Origin of the sequence: Sabulibacter ruber (genome assembly GCF_017355955.1) — a bacterium.
Classification (GTDB): Bacteria; Bacteroidota; Bacteroidia; order Cytophagales; family Hymenobacteraceae; genus Nibribacter; species Nibribacter ruber_A.
The window spans coordinates 113,833-131,485 of record NZ_JAFFID010000003.1 but is presented as its reverse complement, the minus strand read 5'-3'; the positions used below and the strand labels follow the sequence as shown (position 1 = coordinate 131,485).

General features: G+C 50.8%; 11 protein-coding genes. 4 read left to right on the top strand and 7 right to left on the bottom strand.

Annotated elements, in window-relative coordinates:
* The first annotated feature begins 22 nt into the window (after positions 1–22).
* Positions 23–1,069 (top strand): ferredoxin--NADP reductase, encoded by a 1,047-nt coding sequence (locus JT719_RS16320; RefSeq protein WP_207434418.1) that lies wholly within the window; start codon positions 23–25, stop codon positions 1,067–1,069.
* Between the two features lie 250 nt (positions 1,070–1,319).
* Here the strand turns inward: JT719_RS16320 and JT719_RS16315 are convergent, their stop codons facing one another.
* From JT719_RS16315 to JT719_RS16305, 3 genes are all read right to left on the bottom strand, one after another.
* Positions 1,320–1,775: a hypothetical protein gene (locus tag JT719_RS16315; protein ID WP_207434417.1), complete on the bottom strand. Its 456-nt coding sequence runs from the start codon at positions 1,773–1,775 to the stop codon at positions 1,320–1,322.
* A gap of 149 nt (positions 1,776–1,924) precedes the next feature.
* Complete coding sequence (locus tag JT719_RS16310; protein ID WP_207434416.1) at positions 1,925–4,393, bottom strand: S9 family peptidase; 2,469 nt, start codon at positions 4,391–4,393, stop codon at positions 1,925–1,927.
* Positions 4,394–4,764: 371 nt separating this feature from the next.
* Positions 4,765–5,940, bottom strand: coding sequence for a transglutaminase domain-containing protein (locus JT719_RS16305; RefSeq protein ID WP_207434415.1), 1,176 nt, complete (start codon positions 5,938–5,940; stop codon positions 4,765–4,767).
* A gap of 174 nt (positions 5,941–6,114) precedes the next feature.
* Between JT719_RS16305 and JT719_RS16300 the strand changes: the two genes are divergently transcribed.
* Positions 6,115–6,447 (top strand): hypothetical protein, encoded by a 333-nt coding sequence (locus JT719_RS16300; protein WP_207435141.1) that lies wholly within the window; start codon positions 6,115–6,117, stop codon positions 6,445–6,447.
* Positions 6,448–6,582: 135 nt separating this feature from the next.
* A complete protein-coding gene (locus JT719_RS16295) occupies positions 6,583–6,954 on the top strand; it encodes a hypothetical protein (protein WP_207434414.1) in 372 nt (123 codons plus the stop codon).
* 107 nt (positions 6,955–7,061) lie between these two features.
* On the opposite strand, the gene JT719_RS16290 is transcribed toward JT719_RS16295, so the two are convergent.
* Positions 7,062–7,823: an MBL fold metallo-hydrolase gene (locus tag JT719_RS16290; protein WP_207434413.1), complete on the bottom strand. Its 762-nt coding sequence runs from the start codon at positions 7,821–7,823 to the stop codon at positions 7,062–7,064.
* Between the two features lie 183 nt (positions 7,824–8,006).
* Complete coding sequence (locus tag JT719_RS16285; RefSeq protein ID WP_207434412.1) at positions 8,007–9,953, bottom strand: glycoside hydrolase family 2 protein; 1,947 nt, start codon at positions 9,951–9,953, stop codon at positions 8,007–8,009.
* 610 nt (positions 9,954–10,563) lie between these two features.
* Here JT719_RS16285 and JT719_RS16280 point away from each other — a divergent pair.
* On the top strand, positions 10,564–11,694 hold the full coding sequence (locus JT719_RS16280) for a glycoside hydrolase family 43 protein (RefSeq protein ID WP_207434411.1): 1,131 nt from the start codon (positions 10,564–10,566) through the stop codon (positions 11,692–11,694).
* A 465-nt stretch (positions 11,695–12,159) separates the two neighbouring features.
* Here JT719_RS16280 and JT719_RS16275 read toward each other — a convergent pair whose 3' ends face one another.
* Entirely contained in the window at positions 12,160–13,161 is a 1,002-nt protein-coding gene (locus JT719_RS16275) for a PorP/SprF family type IX secretion system membrane protein (RefSeq protein WP_207434410.1), read from the bottom strand.
* Between the two features lie 4 nt (positions 13,162–13,165).
* The gene (locus JT719_RS16270; protein WP_207434409.1) at positions 13,166–16,822 is read right to left on the bottom strand and encodes an Ig-like domain-containing protein; all 3,657 of its coding nucleotides are present in this window, start codon (positions 16,820–16,822) and stop codon (positions 13,166–13,168) included.
* Positions 16,823–17,653 lie beyond the last annotated feature (831 nt).

Genomic DNA, 17,653 nt, shown 5'->3' with positions numbered 1-17,653 from the left:
ACGATAGTCAGAAAGCGTTTAGATGGACCCACACTACCACACACTTACCATTACCAGCATTAAAGAAGAAGTACCAGGCGTAAAGACCTTTGTTTTTGGCGGGGTGGAGGCCAGAGCCATATCGTACCTGCCAGGCCAATACCTTACTTTGGTGGCAAAAGACGCCAAAGGAGAAGAGGTGAGGCGGTCTTATTCTATCACCTCCTCACCGGCGCTGAACGAGGACCTGGCCGTTGGGGTGAAAAGAATAGATAACGGTTTTCTCTCGCGCCGCTTAGTGGACCACGCCCAGGTAGGAGACCAAGTGCAAACCATTGGAGCCGCCGGGTTTTTCACCTTGCCAGAAGATGTCTCGGCTTATAAGCAACTCTTTTTCTGGGCAGCCGGTAGCGGAATCACCCCCATCTATTCTCTGCTGAAAACGGTGGTTCACCACTTTTCAGAGGTAAAAGTGGTACTGGTGTACAGCAACCATTCACCGGAGTCTACTATTTACCTGGAGGAATTGAAGCAGCTCGCCGATCAATTTCCCGACCAATTACAAGTGCATTTTCTATTCAGCATCTCCCGGAGGCTAGACCAGGCCCGCCTGCACAAAGAGTTACTGAAGCAACTGGTGAAGAAGTATGCCCTAGTGTCTGCCGCTGAAATATTATGTTATGTTTGTGGTCCTGAGAATTACCGGAGGCTGTGTTTGTATGGATTGAGGGAAGTAGGGGTGCCCGCCGCCAACATCAGGCAGGAAACCTTTAGCACTACCAAACTGCTGACCAAAGTTACCCCGCCGGATACTGATCCGCATACCGTCACCATTCAGTACAACGGACAAACCCACCAGCTTCACCCGCAATTCCCCGATACCATTCTGCAGGCAGCCAAGAAGGCGGGGCTTTCATTGCCGTATAGCTGCGAAGCCGGCAAGTGCGGAAACTGTGCCGCGGTTTGTTTACAAGGTAAAGTATGGATGTCTTATAACGAGGTACTCACCGACCGGGACATAGCCCAAGGCTTAACCTTGACTTGCGTAGGCTACCCGGTAGGAGGGGATGTGGAGCTGAAAATCAAGTAAGGACTAAGTAATCGTTTCAATCCTTCTTTCCGCAAATCACCTTCAAAACGTCTTCATCTGACAAAAGTGGCAGAGGAACAAACCCCGTAAGACTTAGAGTGGGAGAGGAATGAGATAGTGGTGGGCATGACAAACTCCCTCAACAGGAATTTGAAACATCCGTATCCAGAAAAGTTGAGGATTGATATTCCAACAAACGTTTTAAAACAGAAGAGCCCCTGGATTGCAGGGGCTCTTCTGTTTTCTATTTCTATGAAAGTGTTCGTTTGCCAAAGGGCTGCTGGGATTGATCGCTCTTCCCAACGGTCAGAAGCCATTCTAAGGCGGGCTCCACTTCTTCAAACATTTTGATCTGGAACTTGTCTCCTATGAACTGATGAAGCTGGTGGAAGGACATTTTGCCGTACACGCCGGGGGCCAGCACCTGGCTCATGTATTCCAGCCCTAGTTCCATTACCCGGGGAGTCCAGAACTGCACAATCCAGTCGTTGGCTACGGTCCAGGGGCCAATTAGCTCTTTGTGGTTGTTCAGCAGCCGTGGACAAGGTTGCTCCTCCAGCATTTTTATATATAGCGTTCCTCCCTGCTTCACGGTGTCAAGCGTCTGGATTCCGATCCACTGTGCATGGATGTAAGAATTATCCGGGGCCCGCTCCGCAATGAGGAAAACGTCCCCATTGGGTTTCTTCAGTTCTACTTTAGCCATTGAGTAAGCATTGTAAACAAGCGAGATCCTGTCAAATCTCAGAGTGCCTGTTTGGTTTGTTGTAATGTCTGTTAAGTTCTACCTGTAAGAACTCAAAAAACAGGCCCTTGTTTTAAGAACGGGCCTGTTTTTTCAAATGTAGCACAAAACTATAGCTTGGTCTGCGGCTGCGGCTTATTTTTTACATATTTCTCCAGCCATTGGTCCATTTCCCACAGCATGTGCATGATGGATTCCTTGGCGCTGTAGCCGTGGCTTTCGGCCGGAAGCACTACGTAGCGGGTGGTGGCCCCGTGTCCTTTCAAGGCATTGTAGAAACGTTCGCTCTGGATAGGGAAGGTACCGGAGTTGTTATCGGCCTCGCCGTGGATCAGCAGCAGGGGTGTCTTGATTTTGTTGGCGTAGTTGAACGGCGACATCTTGGCGTACACCTCCGGCGCCTGCCAGAAAGTGCGCTCCTCGGCCTGGAAACCAAACGGCGTGAGCGTACGGTTATAAGCTCCGCTACGGGCAATACCGGCGGCAAACAAATCTGAGTGCGCCAGCAGGTTGGCCGTCATGAACGCTCCGTAGGAGTGTCCGCCCACGGCTACCCGGGTTGGATCTGCGATGCCCATTTTGGTGACCTCGTCAATGGCGGCTTTGGCGCTGGCCACCAGTTGCTCTACGTACGTGTCATTGGGTTCGGCATCGCCTTCGCCCACAATCGGAATATCGGTGCGGTCAAGCACGGCGTAGCCGCGGGTTACCCAGAACAGCGGTGAACCGTAGCTGATGCGCGTAAACTCATACGGCGATGATTTCACCTGACCGGCCGTAGCCGCATCTTTGAACTCCCGCGGGTACGCCCACAGCAACATAGGTAATCGGCCTTGCTCTTTCTTGTAGCCTTTGGGGGTGTACAAGGTGGCGGTTAGGGTAACGCCGTCGTTCCGCTTGTAGGTAAGCAGTTGTTTGTCTACCCCAATCAGCTCCGGCGATGGGTGCGGGAACTTGGTAACCGCGGTTAACTTCTCGGACCCGACCTGGCGTAGAAAATAGTTAGGCGGATCGTTCTCTGACTCCCGACGGGTAATGAAAACGCCTTTATCGGCATCCAGTAAATCTACCGGCCGCTCGTAGAACGGGGCCTCAGAACGCCACAGGATATCGGCTTTTTTCGTGTTCAGGTTGAATTTGCTCAGGAAGGGCCGGTTGCCTTGCGGAGATCCGCCTTCACTGATCATATACAGGTTCTGGCCAGATTTATCGGTGAGCAGCACGCTACGCCCGTATTGGTTTTTGGTCATCACCGGCGAGCCGGGATCTGTGTACAGGTCTTCGTAGGAGCGCTCTACCAATACCACCGGCTCGGCACCTGGCTGGCTTGGTTTCACGCGTAATTGGCGTTCCTGGCGCGTTTTCCACCAGCGTTCGGTCACCAGCGCCAGGTCATTGTTTCCCCAGGTGATGCCGCTGAATCTAAGCTTGGTGCCCACCAGTGCAACCGGCTTTTGTGTGAACGGGGCGGTTTGCAAGTACACTATGTCTCTTACCGGCACGTCTTTTTTGTCATCGCCGCCATCCTGCGCTTCTACCCAGTACAGGGTTGCGGGCTGATCTGAGCGCCAGTTCACGTTTCTGGGACCAGCCGCCACGGCGTTGAACCCAACGGGTATGTTTTCGCCCAGCGGAATGTCTGCGATCTGCTTCACCAGTTTGCCTTGCCTATCCCACACCTGCACCGTGTACGGGAACAGGCTGGAAGGCACCAGATAAGAATACGGCCGGTGCGTGGTGGCTACCAACACATATTGCCCGTCTGGCGACACGCTGAACGACCGGATGATGCCCTGCTCGCCAACCTTGGTTTGGGTACCGTCTAAGGAAACCTGTACCAATTGGCTGGTAAGATAGTAGTCAAACAAGGCTTCGTCCTGACGGTTCTTCAGCAGATCCTGGTACGTACGGGAAGGGGCGGTGCGGCCCAGGTTTTCCTGGATGATTGGCCCTACCGGGGTGGTCTGTGATTTAGGCGCATCTCCGCGCAAGGGGTTCACTACCTTCACCAACAGCGTTTTACTGTCAGGAGTCCAGCTAAAGGCGTTGCCCCAGGCGTCGTTCACGGAGGCGGTGGTGAGTTTACGCGCTGAGCGGTCCTGTACGTTGAGTACCCACAGTTCAATTCCGTTGCTGATGGTGTTCAGGAAGGCCACTTGCTTTTCATCCGGCGACCAGGTCACATCGGAGATCTTGGCGTTGGCCGGTAGTCCCTGGATGGTGAATTCCTGACCACCTTTCACCTTTTTGACTTTCAGGTTGTTGAAAGAGGAACCTCGGCTGGCTCCGTTCACCGCCGGGTTGATGCGCAAGCCGCCAATGCGGGCCTCTGGGGCAGCTACTTCTTCAATGGAAGGAAAACCGGGACGCTCCATCACCAGCATCCATTCGCCTTTGGAATCAAAACTAACGGAAGGGGTGGCCGGAGCCTCCACCAATTTGGCAATAGACTCAGCTGGGCGTTGGTAGGGGACGTTGAGGTCTTTCGTGCCCTGGGCATAAGCTGCCGGCCCCGTAAGCGAAAGGGCCAGAAGCCACACAGCCAATCGGGAGCGGCGGGAAATGACTTTGTTTGACATGTTTGTGTGTTTGGTGGAAGGATGTAGAGAAGCCAAGTTACAAAACAAATGGCAGATATGTTTTGAAGCTAGTTTCCGGAATTCAGCCTAAAACCGAAAAGAAAATCATGTAAATACAGGCTGGATAAGCCTTTCAATCCCAACCAGACCTCGCCTTGAATTGGCGGTATTATAAGGTTTGACTGCCTTTTGAAGAAATTAGGCAATAATCACTCACCCTTGCCTCAACTTAAGCAAGCGTAAGTTTATTTGCCAGAAGTTGGCCACCGCTGCTAGAGCTTAACAAAGAGTTTCATCTCATTCCAGGCACATGCAGGCAGGGCAGTTTAATACTTTACACTGGGCAGTGGTGAACAAAGGAGAATTGAGCTTTACTTGTTTTCAGCCAAAGATTGCCTGTAGAACAAAGCGCTCCGTTGCGAGGGCGGGGTCTTGATGTATCTCTCCAGGAACTTCTCTTGCTGGTCGGCGTGGGTAAGGGCTTTATCCAGGGTCTTATGCAGGGATTCCACGTTGAGCAGCAGGTTGGTATTATCCAGCGGCCTTATTTTGAGCAAATACGCCTTCGCCTCTTTGAAGCTATGGGTGTAACTCTGCATCATCTGCCTTACTTCTGCAAGGTTCTTTTGGGGCATGAAATGGTTATTGCGGTACCGGATGAATGTGTTGAACTTTTCTATCCCGGCATTATAGGAGTTCACGGCGGCATTGTAAAGGTCAATGGCGTCGTTTTGCAGGGCAATGCTCAACTGCTTTTTGTTATGGTTAAGTTGCTCCAGCACCACCGGCGGGATCACTCTGTTGGCTTCCATTCTTCTGATGGTGCCTATCAACTGAGCTTTGTCAGAGGATGCTTCATAAGCGGCAAGAGAGTCCAGCACGTGAAAAGTAGGTTTGCGTACTGCCGTTTTGGGCTTGCCGTAAATGAATTCCTGGAAGGTGAGGGGCTGGGGCAGAAACTGCCACAGCGGATCAAAGGGCATGTGGGTCTTGATCATGGTTTCCGGGGAGACCATGAAGTGCCGGTCATTCACGCGCCGGATGTACAGGTTATTATCCACGTAGCCCGCGCCCCAGGTAGGGTCAAACAGATACCATTGGCCGTTGAGGCGGGCAGCGGCCCAGGCATGCGTCATGGGAGTGGGAGTGTTTCTTGGAATCACAAAACCGGTAACCACGTGCGCGGGGATACCCGTTTTGGTACAAAGCTCCTGAAACACCTCGGCGTAGCCCTGGCATAAGGCTTTGCGGGTGCGTAAGGTCTGGCTGATGAGAGCTTGCCGCTCATAATACTCTGAGGCATTCTCCAGCCGTAGAATATCATAGGAAATGTTGTTTGCCAGCCAGTAGTAAATGGCTTTTACTTTCTCCTGCGGGGAAGGATAATGGCTGTTGATGTAGCGCGCAATCCCATCGGTGGTTCTGGTTTGCTCCACCGGGATGGGAATAGTAATCACCTCATTCTCCCGTAGGGCGGCAGGTCTGTTCTGTGCCGGTGCCGGAAGAGTAAGGAATAGAAGTAAGACTAGGAGGAAAAGTTTATCCATTGACAATCACCCGGTGTACAGGTGCAATTGAATATTTTCTACCAGATCAACAGCATTGAGAATGAGAACGTTTCAACGTTGATTCCTAAAAACAACGCAGAAAACGCCTTGCATCATATTTTTTGGCTTTATACTTGCACCCTCTTTTACAGATGTAAGCAAAGCAGCCCTTTTATGAGAAAACAATTTGTACAAATGCTCGCCCTGGTGATCATTCTGATCAGTGTGGCAAGTTGCTCAAGTTCCAGGAATACTAGCAGTTCACGCTACCCCACGGGTACCAGAACCTCCAAAAGCCAGAGAACCTCAGATTCTTTCCCCGGTATCATTTTTCCGGGTAGCAGAACCTCCACCGAAGGCATGCCTCCCGGCCAAGCCAAAAAGGTAAACGGCGACCAATCTGCCCGCGCGTACGCACCGGGTCAGCAAAAGAAAAATAAAGGAGTTGGCAAAGGAAACGGCAACGGCAATAAAGGCGGAAAGAAGAAAAAAGGCAAAAAGCACTAAGCTTCTTTTTACCAATCAGTTGAATTAGAGGAGAGTCTGCCCGGCAGGCTCTCCTTTTTTGTCTTGTTTAGATCAGAAAAGCCTCAAACTCCACCGGGTCCTCTTCGTACACAGTAAAAACTAATTACTAAGAATATGGCAACAAAAGACGATAAAGATCTGAGTGGAAAAAACACCACCAAGAATATAAACGAGGATTACAGCGAGAGAAACTCTATGGGCAACAGCCCAGATCCATCGGCTAAACGGAACATCGGGTTGGGCGGAGATACCCAGCGTAACAGCCAGAAAGATAAGTTGGAGAACCTGCACATTGGTGGAAATGAAATTACCGGCTACGGTGCCAACGACCACAGCGAAACCGAATCTATTTCCCAAGGACCCGGTTTTGAGTACGAAGGCAGCTACGAACCCATGGACGGAAGCGCCAACGGGGTACGTATGCATGATCAGCCGCTAGGCAGCAAAGACACCGAAGACGAGGAAACCGATTACAACCGGTTGTAACCTTAATCAACTAAAACAAGAAGCCGGCCTGCTGTTCTTCAGCAGGCCGGCTTCTTGTTTTAGCCTTGTTTCAGAAAAAGAGGCCAAAAAGGTAGGCTCCATCAATTCTACTCGGCTGATGGGTACCATTGCCGCAAACGCACCTCAATGTCTTTCTTTCCTTCCTCCACTTTGGCTTTAAAGGCGTTCACGTCGCTCAGTCCACCCTGGCCGCGGTAATGGTAGGGGTACACAACTTTGGGTTTGAACGCCAGCACCCCCGATGCCGCCTGGTTAATGTCCATGGTGTAAGGCAGGTTCATGCACACAAACGCCACGTCAATGTTCTTGAGGGCCCGCATTTCAGGTATGTCTTCGGTGTCACCGGAGAGGTACACATTTTTGTTCCCGATGCGGAGGACGTACCCGTTACCACGACCTTTGGGGTGCATGGCATCAGGAGCCTCGGGCAGGTTGTACATAGGAACTGCCTCAATCTGGATACCTTGTTGCTGGGTTTGGGCACCGTTTTTCAGCACCACCGCTTTGCTTTTCAGCTGTTCGGGCAGTTTGTCTACCACCGCCTGAGGTGCCACAATGGTAGCCCCGGTAACAGGCAGAGCTTGCAATGTGTTCAGATCCAGGTGATCGGGGTGAATGTCGGTGATGAGCAATAGGTCTGGTTTGGTGATTCCCTTGTAGAGGGCGGCTCCTCCGTAGGGGTCTACCCAGATGGTTTTGTTGTTCCACTGCAGCACTACAGACCCGTGGGTGATGGGCTGAACGGTCAGGTCTCCCTTTTCGGTTTTGATTTTATCGGCAGGGGCAAGGGTCTGAGCCCACCCGGGAATTGCACAAGCCCAGGCAAGCAGTAAAAAAAGTTTTTTCATAGCGATGTTCTGTAAGGTTACTGGTTAGGTTATACTTTGAAATTCTAAGTTATACTTTAAGATCCTGAAAGGATATAAGCTAGTTGAAAGCAGTGGCAATACAAGAAGAACCTGTTTTAGGAGCGATTTAGTAAAAACACTTCTAAAACAGGTTCTTTCCTTCAGCTTAAAAACCTGAAAAGGTTATTCAGACTTTTTTTTCTTTTTGCGTAACCGTTTACTGGGCTTGGCGTCAAAGCTGAAGCCTTGGGTGCTCAGCAGCCCTGGAGGAACGGTAAGTTCTCCCGAATGGAAGTCAATGAGCCCGTTTTTCTCTTCCTCAATGTTGGTGGCCTGCGTGTACACATCACCGGCAATACGGCGTTTGCGGAGCTCCTGCTTGAACGTCCTGATCTTCTCGGTACGCTCCTCGGCGCTCTCGGGCCCGCCGTAATCTGAGAACCCAAAGCCTCCCCACTCACTTACAATCAGCGGGGTTTGTCCGCGGTAGAAGTAATGGTCACCAATTACCAGCGGTAACACGGCTACGCCTTCCATTTCGCCGGCGGTAAGTTTGTCTAACAGTTTTTTCCATTTCTTTACCTCTGGCGTGTACAAGTGGGCAGTGAGCAGATCGGTTTTAAGTTTTCCTTCGTAGGAAATATGCTGCCATCCGTCATTGTCCACCACCAGGAACTGCGGGTACCTGATCTTCATGAAGTGGAAAATATCCATGATGTACTGGCGGGTTTCTGGGTTGGTAGCAATGTCTTGCGCACCCCAGTCCTCGTTGTACAAACTCCAGATCACCACCGATGGGTTGGTTTCAATAAGCGCCAGCATGCGCATCAGTTCGAGGCGGTGGTTTTCGCGGCTGCGTTTGGTAGAGGAGTGCGGACTAGGCACTTCCACCCAGAGCAGCAGCCCCATTTCATCGGCCAGGTTATAGATACGCGGGTCAATTCCGGCAATATGCACACGCACCAGGTTGCAACCCAATTCTTTCATGGCGTACATATGGCGCTTCATTTCCTCGTAGGTAGCAGTACCGGGCTGGTACAGAATGCCGTCAATGTAGATTTCCTGGTTGTTGAGGTAAATGTGCCGACCGCGGGCTTCAATCTTCCGCAAACCAAAGTGTCCTTCAATCTCGGCGGAGTAGCCGCTGGCATCAATCAGTTGGGCCACAAAGCGGTACAAATGCGGATTCTCGGGGCTCCACAATTCCGCGTTGGGCACTTCAATCACCACGTACTGTGACCGTTGACCGGCCTCCAGTTTAAGCGGGTAGTCAGACGTGGCCAGGGGCGGAGCATCATCACTGCCATCACGTTCATAGATGTTCAACCGAAGCGTGTATTGGCCCGGGTCATGGATTCTGGTGGTAAAGTTGAAGCGCACCAGGGAGTCTTCAATAAGGCCCTGCACCCCAACCCGTGAGCGGAGGCGGTTGCGTTCAACGGTCTCCAGCCATACACTGCGCACCGGACCGGCGTAAGTTTGGTACCAGATTCCGCCCCGCTTGTACACGTGCGATTCCTGTTTACCGCGGGGCACCTCGGCATCCATGCTGTGCGACACCCGTACCGTCAGCCAGTTGATGGGCAGCAAATGGTCTTCGTTTATCTCAAAAGAGAAGGAGTTGTACTCCCCGTAGTGCACCTCGCCGCCTTCAATATCGGTGAGCAGACGGCCGTTGAGCCAGACCCGGGTTTCGTAGCCGCAGGCGCCAAAGGTGATCTGGTAAATCCTTTTTCCGCCGCTTTCCAGTTTCTCTGGTCGGGTGAATTCGCGCTCATACCAGGCAATCACTTTGTCTTGCCAGGCTGGGGTCTGCAAATCTTCTTTGTTCTGAGCCATGTGCTCCTCTACAGAGCCCGGCCAATTAGCCGTATGCGGATATTTATGCCCCAGGTACCAGGCCTCCCGTAATCCGCGGTCGTCCTGATCCAGGGAGAACCTCCATTCCCCATCCAGCAGCGAATACGTGTTAGGCCTAAGTACCACCCTGGGGAGCGGGTTTTCGGCGGTGCGGGCAAGGGATTCCTCTTCTTCTGCTACTTCCGCCTCGGTTGGTACCTCATGATGTCTTAAGCCAGTTGATTCTTCAAAGCTCTCGGTGACGCTGAGATTTGGGTGATTTGCAGTCATAAATATTCTTTCGTTAAAGGGGTGTCATGAATCTCTACGTCTTAAACGAAGATTTTTTTAGGGAAGGTTGTCTAAATTCTAAATGAGTTTGCCTAATCCTGAGTTGATTGGATTAGGCCCTAACTTAATGCCCAGGTTTATCATTGGGCCCGTTCTGCGAAGTAGTACCTGAGGATTGGTGTTGCTGAATTCAGGCTTTTTTATAGAAAATAGGCCTGAAACGGAGGAAGAGGCAATTTCTACCTATCCTGAAAAGGAAAGATGAAAATTAGGATACCTAAGATTAGAAGCATGAAACAATAGTTTGGAGCGGGTTAACCTGATTAGAAGCTTTGGACGCCGGGCTAAGCCGTTTTGGATCATTTAAATAGTAGTAATACTATTTGTTGACTGAGTGCGGCGGGAGTTTAATGAATTTCCTTTTCACGGACCAGAGAATCAACTATAAGAAATGCCTCAGTAGAAGTGAAGGGCGAGAAGGGATGGGATAGATGGAGTTGAAAGATTTGCAAAACAGGTAAATCAAAGCTGATATATTTTTATGAAATCGGTTGCAATAGTAGGTGATATTTGCATATCTTCACCAACTAAACAAAAACTGCCAACACAAATGACAAGACCTAACTCTGCCAAGTACCTTCCTTTGGTATTTCTTGCGGCTTCTGCGTTCAACAGCGGCTGCCAAAAGCAAACCACATCAGACAATGCTTCTGCAACGCAGGTGCAAAGCACGGCTACTACCCAAGACACCACAACCGCTGCCAAGACTCCTCAGTATCTGTCTCAGCCGTTGGTAACGGATATTTATACGGCAGACCCTTCTGCACACGTGTTCAACGGAAAGATCTATATCTATCCTTCGCACGACATCAACGCCGGTACGCCGGAGAATGACAACGGCGATCACTTTGACATGCGCGATTACCATGTTTTCTCCATGGATGACGTGAACGGCAAAGTAACCGATCACGGGGTGGCGCTTGACATCAAAGACATTCCGTGGGCCAAACGCCAATTGTGGGCACCAGATGCGGCTTTCAAGAACGGGAAATATTATCTCTACTTCCCGGTGAAAGACAAGCAAGACATCTTCAGAATTGGGGTAGCCACTTCTTCTTCTCCAACGGGTCCTTTCAAGCCAGAGGCTAAGCCCATTGAAGGAAGCTTCAGCATTGACCCTGCCGTATACACCGATACCGATGGTACCTCTTACATGTACTTTGGCGGAATCTGGGGTGGTCAGTTGCAGCGCTGGGCGAAAGGCAAATATGATTCTACCGCCGCTCCTGAGCCTACTACCGGAAACGCGCTTCTGCCTAAAATGGCTAAAATGCGGAAAGACATGCTAGGCTTTGATGGTCCGGTGAAAGATGTGGTAATCCTGGGCGAAGACGGAAAACCTTTCCCAGCCACCAACCACGACAAGCGTTTCTTTGAGGCTGCCTGGCTGCACAAATACAACGGTAAGTACTACTTCTCTTACTCTACCGGTGATACCCACAACATTGCCTATGCCATCGGGGATTCTCCTGCCGGACCTTTCACGTACAAAGGTGTGCTCCTGAACCCGGTACAAGGCTGGACCAACCACCACTCAGTTGTTGAGTTCAAAGGCAAGTGGTACCTGTTCTATCATGACACCCAATTGTCTGGTAAAACGCACTTGCGAAACATCAAAGTTACCGAGCTGACCCATAACCCAGATGGTACTATCCAGACCATCACCGCTGTGAAGTCATAAGGAAAGATAAGTTTTTTCAACAGCAAGGCCCTGCTTCTGACTTGAAGCAGGCCCTTGCTGTTTGGTGGCTTTCTTCTTAGAAGGAAGGAGTTTGTCTAATGGTGATTGTTTCTGTTTTGGGGGTGTTTTCTGGAAAGGAGGCAGAAAACGGTAGTAGGTTGATGCTGTTGTAAAATATGGTTGAAGAATGTGCAAGGCGGCCAGAGGCCACCTAATAACTTACACTCGCCAGAGGCGAGCGAAGGAGGGTTTGACTTCGCCCTATATGGGTTAGGCCATTATGCTTATAAAATTTGCATCGGTAGAGACAAGGCACTGCCTTGTCTCAGGCATTCCAATGTTTCTGAACGGAGGATGCAGGACTATCAACTGAATTGGTGCTGATTATCCAAAAACAGCTTAAAAACAGCGGGGCCGATTTCCTTAGAAATCGGCCCCGCTGTTTTCAGGTAGTAAGATGAAGAATTAGTGCATCCATCTTGGGCAAACCACTTTCCCTTTGTTGAAGAGCTTCAGGCCCAGCACAATTTCGTGGGAGCCGGAATTAGCTACATTCAACGGGGAAGTGTTGTAGTCATAGGAATAGCTCACGTCCATGATGTGGCTGATGTTTACGCCTGTCATCAGCGCAAAGGCATCCTGGTTGCGGTAAGAGACACCTACCCAGAAACGCTCCGCGTATAATGCTCGCAGGTTGTAGTCAATGGTGGTAGGGCTGGGATTGGTCAGCTTCACCAGCACCGACGGAATCAGCGTCACCTCCCGGCTAATGTCAAATTTGTAACCGGCGGTTCCAATGAAATGGCGTTGCAGGATCCCGTTGGTTACTTCGCCTTCCTCGGTATTCAGGTCCCGCTCGCTTTTGATCAGCTGCGCGCCAGACAATCCCACGAAGAAATGGGGAGAGTAAATCCAGGTGCCAAGCCCTACGTCAAAGTAATTGCGGTTTACGTAGCTGCTGGAGATAGCCGGATCTGGGTTGGTGAACGTGGCCTCGGCCGGGTTAAAACTGTTCCTCAGAATACCCGCGCTGGCTCCCATAGATACCGTAATGGTACGGGTAATGGGCAAGTGGTACGCGTAGGTCAGATTCACGTTGGTGCGGCGCAGCGGACCGGTTTTGTCGCTGATGGCCTGGATACCCACCCCGTGGTGCGGGTACGCCCGCACAAAGCGGTTCCGGTTCACGGTGCGGGTGCTGGTGAGGCCTTTGCCTGAGCGTACGCTTTTCACTTCCTTGTTCAAAGGGGTATGGGCACTCACGTGGTAGGTTTTGGGCGCGCCCTCCAGACCAATCCACTGCTGGCGGGTCCCAATCTTAACTTCTGTATAGTCCTCAATCCCCGTGATGGCCGGATTCAATAAATAACTGTTGATCATATATTGGCTGTACTGCGGCCGTTGCTGTGCCCAGGCAGGCACGGTCAGGAGCAGGAAAACCAGAAGAACGCCTAAATTTTTCGTCATCGGATTATTTGATAATGGTGACACTGCCCGTGAATGGTTTCTCGTCTTTGTTCAGTCTGATGATGTAGTAATAAGTAGCCAGCGGAAGCGGGCTGCCGTTATGCGTACCATCCCACGGTTGAGCGTAGCCGTTTGATTTAAACACCTGGGCACCGTACCGGTTGAAGATCTCTACCGTTGCGTCCGGGTAGTTTGCAATGTTTTCAATCTCCCAGTATTCGTTGACCCCATCGCGGTTCGGGCTGAACGTGTTCACGATTTTGATGCGCGGCAAGACGTTGATGGTCACTTCATCGGTGTCCTCGCAACCATCAAAGGAGGTTACCTTCAGGGTGTAAGTGGTGTTCACGTTTGGAGTAGCAATCGGGTTGGCCGATTTAGGATCGCTGAGGCCAGTGGCCGGAGTCCACTCGTAGGTTGTTCCCCCAGACCCGCGCAGTACCACAGATTGTCCCTGGATGATGGTGGTATCACGTCCGGCATCTGCTACCACCGGAATGATGCTCACCCGTACCGAGGTGCGGTTAGCGCTGGCGCATTGGTTAGGGCTTACCGCCTGAACATAGTAAGTAGTAGTAGCGCTCAGCGAGTTAGTAGTGAATTCTGCTCCCACAAACACCGGGGTTCCTCCGGTTTCCTGGGTGAACCACTCATAGGTGTTGCCGGCACCCGCATTGGTTACCCGCAGGGTAGCAGGCACCTCGGGGCAAGTCTGCACATTAGACGCTTCTACGGTTGGGGCGCTTGGTGCTTTCTCTACCGTAATAGCAATCACATTAGAGACATTTGGCGGACAGGTTGCACCTGGTACTCTCACGGTTCTTCTGAACCAGGTATTTTGAGAGATGAACGGAGGCGTGTAATCCTGGGTGTTGTTGGTACCCGCTGCTGGATTAAAACCGGCAGTGGCACTGGTGGTGCTGGTTTCCCATAAATACTCCAGTGCAGCTCCGCCGCCACCGCTGGCCGGGGTACCCGTAAAGGCCACCGTTTTGCCTTGGCATACGGTATTCTCAATAGAAGAAATGTTGTTGTCAGTGATGGGAGGTACCACCGTAATTACTACTACATTACTTCTGTTTGGATCACAGCCACCCTCGCGCACCGAAACCGTTCTCCGGAAGTAAGTGGTTTGGGTTAAGACCTGAGGAGTATAGTTCTGGCCGTTGTTGGCGCCTGCAGCCGGGCCAAAGTCATCTGGGTTGCCGGTGAGGCTGCTTTCCCAAAGGATCACCCGGTTGTTGGCCGTACCGCCGCCAGTAGGTACCGAGCCGGTTAAGGCAGCCGGAGCAGTCCCGGTAGAGCAGATGGTTTGCTCTCCCTGGATGGTGTTGTTGGCCACTGGCGGAATCACAATGACTCTTACCGCATCAGACACCGCGGTACAACCGCCCTGATTGATTCTTCTGCGGAACCAGGTGGTGGTTGAAAGAGCACCTGGTGAGTACACCACTTCGCCGTTGATACCAGCCGCCGACGCGAAACCAGCCGTAGCACTTACGGTGCTGCTTTCCCAGATGATGGTAGCAGTAGCGGCGGGTTGAGAACCGGTGATCTGAGGAGCCTCAGCGCCCTGGCAGATGGTTGCCACAGTGTCTCCCTCAATGTCAACGGTGTTGTTGGTGATGGGCGGAGTTACCGTTACCATGACCACATCACTGGTGTCTGCCGAGCAGGAACCTGAGGTTACCAGACGTCTGAACCAGGTAGTCACTGTGAGCGGTTGGGCTGGCGTATAGTTACGGGCAGTATTGCTACCAGCGGCATCCCGGAAATCAGTTGGGTTGCCGGTCTGGCTGGTTTGCCATTTGTATTGGTAAGAACCTGTACCACCGGTTGGCAAAGAACCACTGATGGCCCCTGGGAACGGCTGACCCGCGCACAATTCCTGTTGGTTTTGCGCCAGGGTAATGGTGTTGTTTTCCATTTCAGGCACTACGTTCACGGTGAAGGCCGTACGGGTAGGGCTCTCGCAGTTTTGGGCGTTTTTGGCGGCTACGTAGTACACCGTGGTAGTGAGCAGCGTTCCGGTCTTGAATTCCCGGCCGGAGCCCAGGCTTGTACCGCCGGTCTGCTGGGTGTAGAACTCAAAGTTGGTTCCCGGACCGGTTGGGCGGATGGTGGTGCTGTCGCCGCTACAAATGGTCACGTTGTTAGGCGTGAACTGCACCGCTCCTGGAACAGCATTGATGGTAATGGTGGCCTCGGCGGGTTGCTGCTCAAAATCTCTTGAGTTCCCGCATTCATTCTCAAAGACGACGTTCACTTTGTACTCCCCAACATTGGCAAAGCGAATCTCAGGGAATTTAGAGGATGGGCTGGTGCCGTTAACGAACGTCACTCCGTTATTCGGGCTCACCGTCCACCGGAAGTTCTTTTCGGTGTTACCAAGATTCAGGTCATAATTGACTTTCTGGGCGTCAAACAGAATGGTGGCTGGTCCGCAGGAAGTGGAGTCAGCGAAGAGGTTTACTTCCGGCCGGGCAATCAGAACACTTTGGGTGGCCGTATCGGTACCGCAGCTGTTTGATACAATTAACCGAATGTTATAGCGGCCTTCCACATCAAACTGGAGAACCGGTTCCTGCGAGGTGGAGTCGGTGCCCTGGATAAAGGAAACTCCACTGGCAGGTTGTCCCTGGTTATTGGTTACCCTGTACCGATAGGTGAGATTGCCCCCTCTAGAGGTATCGGCAATGGCAATGATGACCGGGGTACAGTTCGCGGGATTCAGACGTTTTTTCCCGCTATTGGCATCAAATTCAGCCTCGGGCTTTTTATTGATCTCGAAGTTCTTGGTATATACGGAGTCGCACCCGTTCGCCCCAATGGCTCTGATGGTGATAGGGAACGAACCGGTGGTATCGTATGGAATGGTGTTTTGAATAGCCTGAGTAGACGTGAACTGTTGAGGCAGAAACGTCTGTGGACCAGCACCATCGCCAAAATCGACGATGTATGAGGTTACATCACCTGAAGTGTTATTGTTGGTCAGGTACGCCTTTACGCTTACCGTTTTTTGGGTATCCGGAATACAGACATTGAAATTGCTGCTGTCTGTAGGTGGCGTGAAACGCGGCTTACGATTTACCGTTACGTTCTGGGTACGAGTAGGAGAGATACATCCCGCCTGGCTCACTGCATACACAACAACAGGAAAATTTTCAGCTCCTACTCCAACCGTTTTATAGGTATGGTTTACCGAATTTCCAACAGTAGTGGTACCATCACCAAAATCCCAAACGTAAGAGGTGTTTGGTTGAGGACTGGTGATGGAGAAGTTGATAGGAGACCCAGAGCATTGCGGGGTGTTTGGGTTCAGGATGAAATCTGGTTGAGCAGGTAAAGGATTTACAGTTACTGTAACCGGAATAGAAGAAGCCGGGTCACAGGTTGGTCCATCTGCTTCAACAGTATAGCTTCCAGATTCAACTGCCTGAAAAGTCGCGCCGGTTGCATTCGGGATCAGAACTCCGTCTTTAAACCAACGAAGAGTAAGTCCGGCGGCGCTATTGGCAGTAAGGGTAACGGCGGTTCCCTGGCAGACAGGGCCGGGTCCATTAGGTGAGATGGTAGGGGTGGTACAGTTTTGCGCCTGCACCAGCGACATGCTACAGAGATAGAGCAGGAGTATCAGCAGATAGCTTTTGTAAGAATGCATTCAGTTTTCTGAAAAAAGTAAACAATACCAAAACAGGTAAACTCAGGGAAGATGAAAACTGCACAAACTAGTACGTCTGCCTATCCAGAAACAGGTGGTGTTGGGTAAGATGATCCAGATGTAGGGGAGTAGTATTAGTTATCTCAAATTTTCTTTCTTCTTAGTTATTGAACCTCTTGTTATTTATCGTAAAAAGCGTGGATTTATTATGTCATTGCGCGTAAAACATTAAGTGAAACGTGACCACTAGAAGTTGCAAAAGACGGGAGTGGGTGAGGGGTTCTTTCCCGGTCTTCCAACTTAAAAGTACACAATAATAGTAAATCTGCAATTCTCGGCACAAACAAGAGATTCTTGCGTTGACTAGACCTTCTTTTTGTATCGTTACGTTTGGTTTAGGACTTTTAACCACGCATCCATGAAGTACTTATTCTTATAGATTTTGTTCAAATGATTCAGGTGTAAATATCTCTTTTAGGTAAAGTGAATTGGAAGTAACTCTCTAGTTGTTTAATAATGTTATTAGATAAATACAATTCAATAACTTACCCCTTCTTCTCAGGCTTTTCTTCCTGAAAGTATATTCCTGTTTTACTTCTACAAGCAGCCCAACACCAATGCTGCTTTTCTGCGCAGACAATAAAAGCAGGCGAGTGCATGTTAGGGAGTATAGGAGAAGTTGAGGAGAAAACGTTTTTGGTCTGTTTTCAGGAAAACAGGCGGTAATTAGACGAGGGTACAGTAGAATCAACTAAGAAAACAAAGTGGAGGTAGTTCCTTTTTTTACCTAGATTGGCATATTAGAACCTCGGTTAATACGTAGAAAACCTT

Coding starts and splice junctions, on each gene's coding strand:
- JT719_RS16285 (WP_207434412.1), bottom strand. CDS start 9,953: ATGACTGCAAATCACCCAAATCTCAGCGTCACCGAGAGCTTTGAAGAA.
- JT719_RS16305 (WP_207434415.1), bottom strand. CDS start 5,940: ATGGATAAACTTTTCCTCCTAGTCTTACTTCTATTCCTTACTCTTCCG.
- JT719_RS16310 (WP_207434416.1), bottom strand. CDS start 4,393: ATGTCAAACAAAGTCATTTCCCGCCGCTCCCGATTGGCTGTGTGGCTT.
- JT719_RS16275 (WP_207434410.1), bottom strand. CDS start 13,161: ATGACGAAAAATTTAGGCGTTCTTCTGGTTTTCCTGCTCCTGACCGTG.
- JT719_RS16295 (WP_207434414.1), top strand. CDS start 6,583: ATGGCAACAAAAGACGATAAAGATCTGAGTGGAAAAAACACCACCAAG.
- JT719_RS16280 (WP_207434411.1), top strand. CDS start 10,564: ATGACAAGACCTAACTCTGCCAAGTACCTTCCTTTGGTATTTCTTGCG.
- JT719_RS16290 (WP_207434413.1), bottom strand. CDS start 7,823: ATGAAAAAACTTTTTTTACTGCTTGCCTGGGCTTGTGCAATTCCCGGG.
- JT719_RS16320 (WP_207434418.1), top strand. CDS start 23: ATGGACCCACACTACCACACACTTACCATTACCAGCATTAAAGAAGAA.
- JT719_RS16270 (WP_207434409.1), bottom strand. CDS start 16,822: ATGCATTCTTACAAAAGCTATCTGCTGATACTCCTGCTCTATCTCTGT.
- JT719_RS16315 (WP_207434417.1), bottom strand. CDS start 1,775: ATGGCTAAAGTAGAACTGAAGAAACCCAATGGGGACGTTTTCCTCATT.
- JT719_RS16300 (WP_207435141.1), top strand. CDS start 6,115: ATGAGAAAACAATTTGTACAAATGCTCGCCCTGGTGATCATTCTGATC.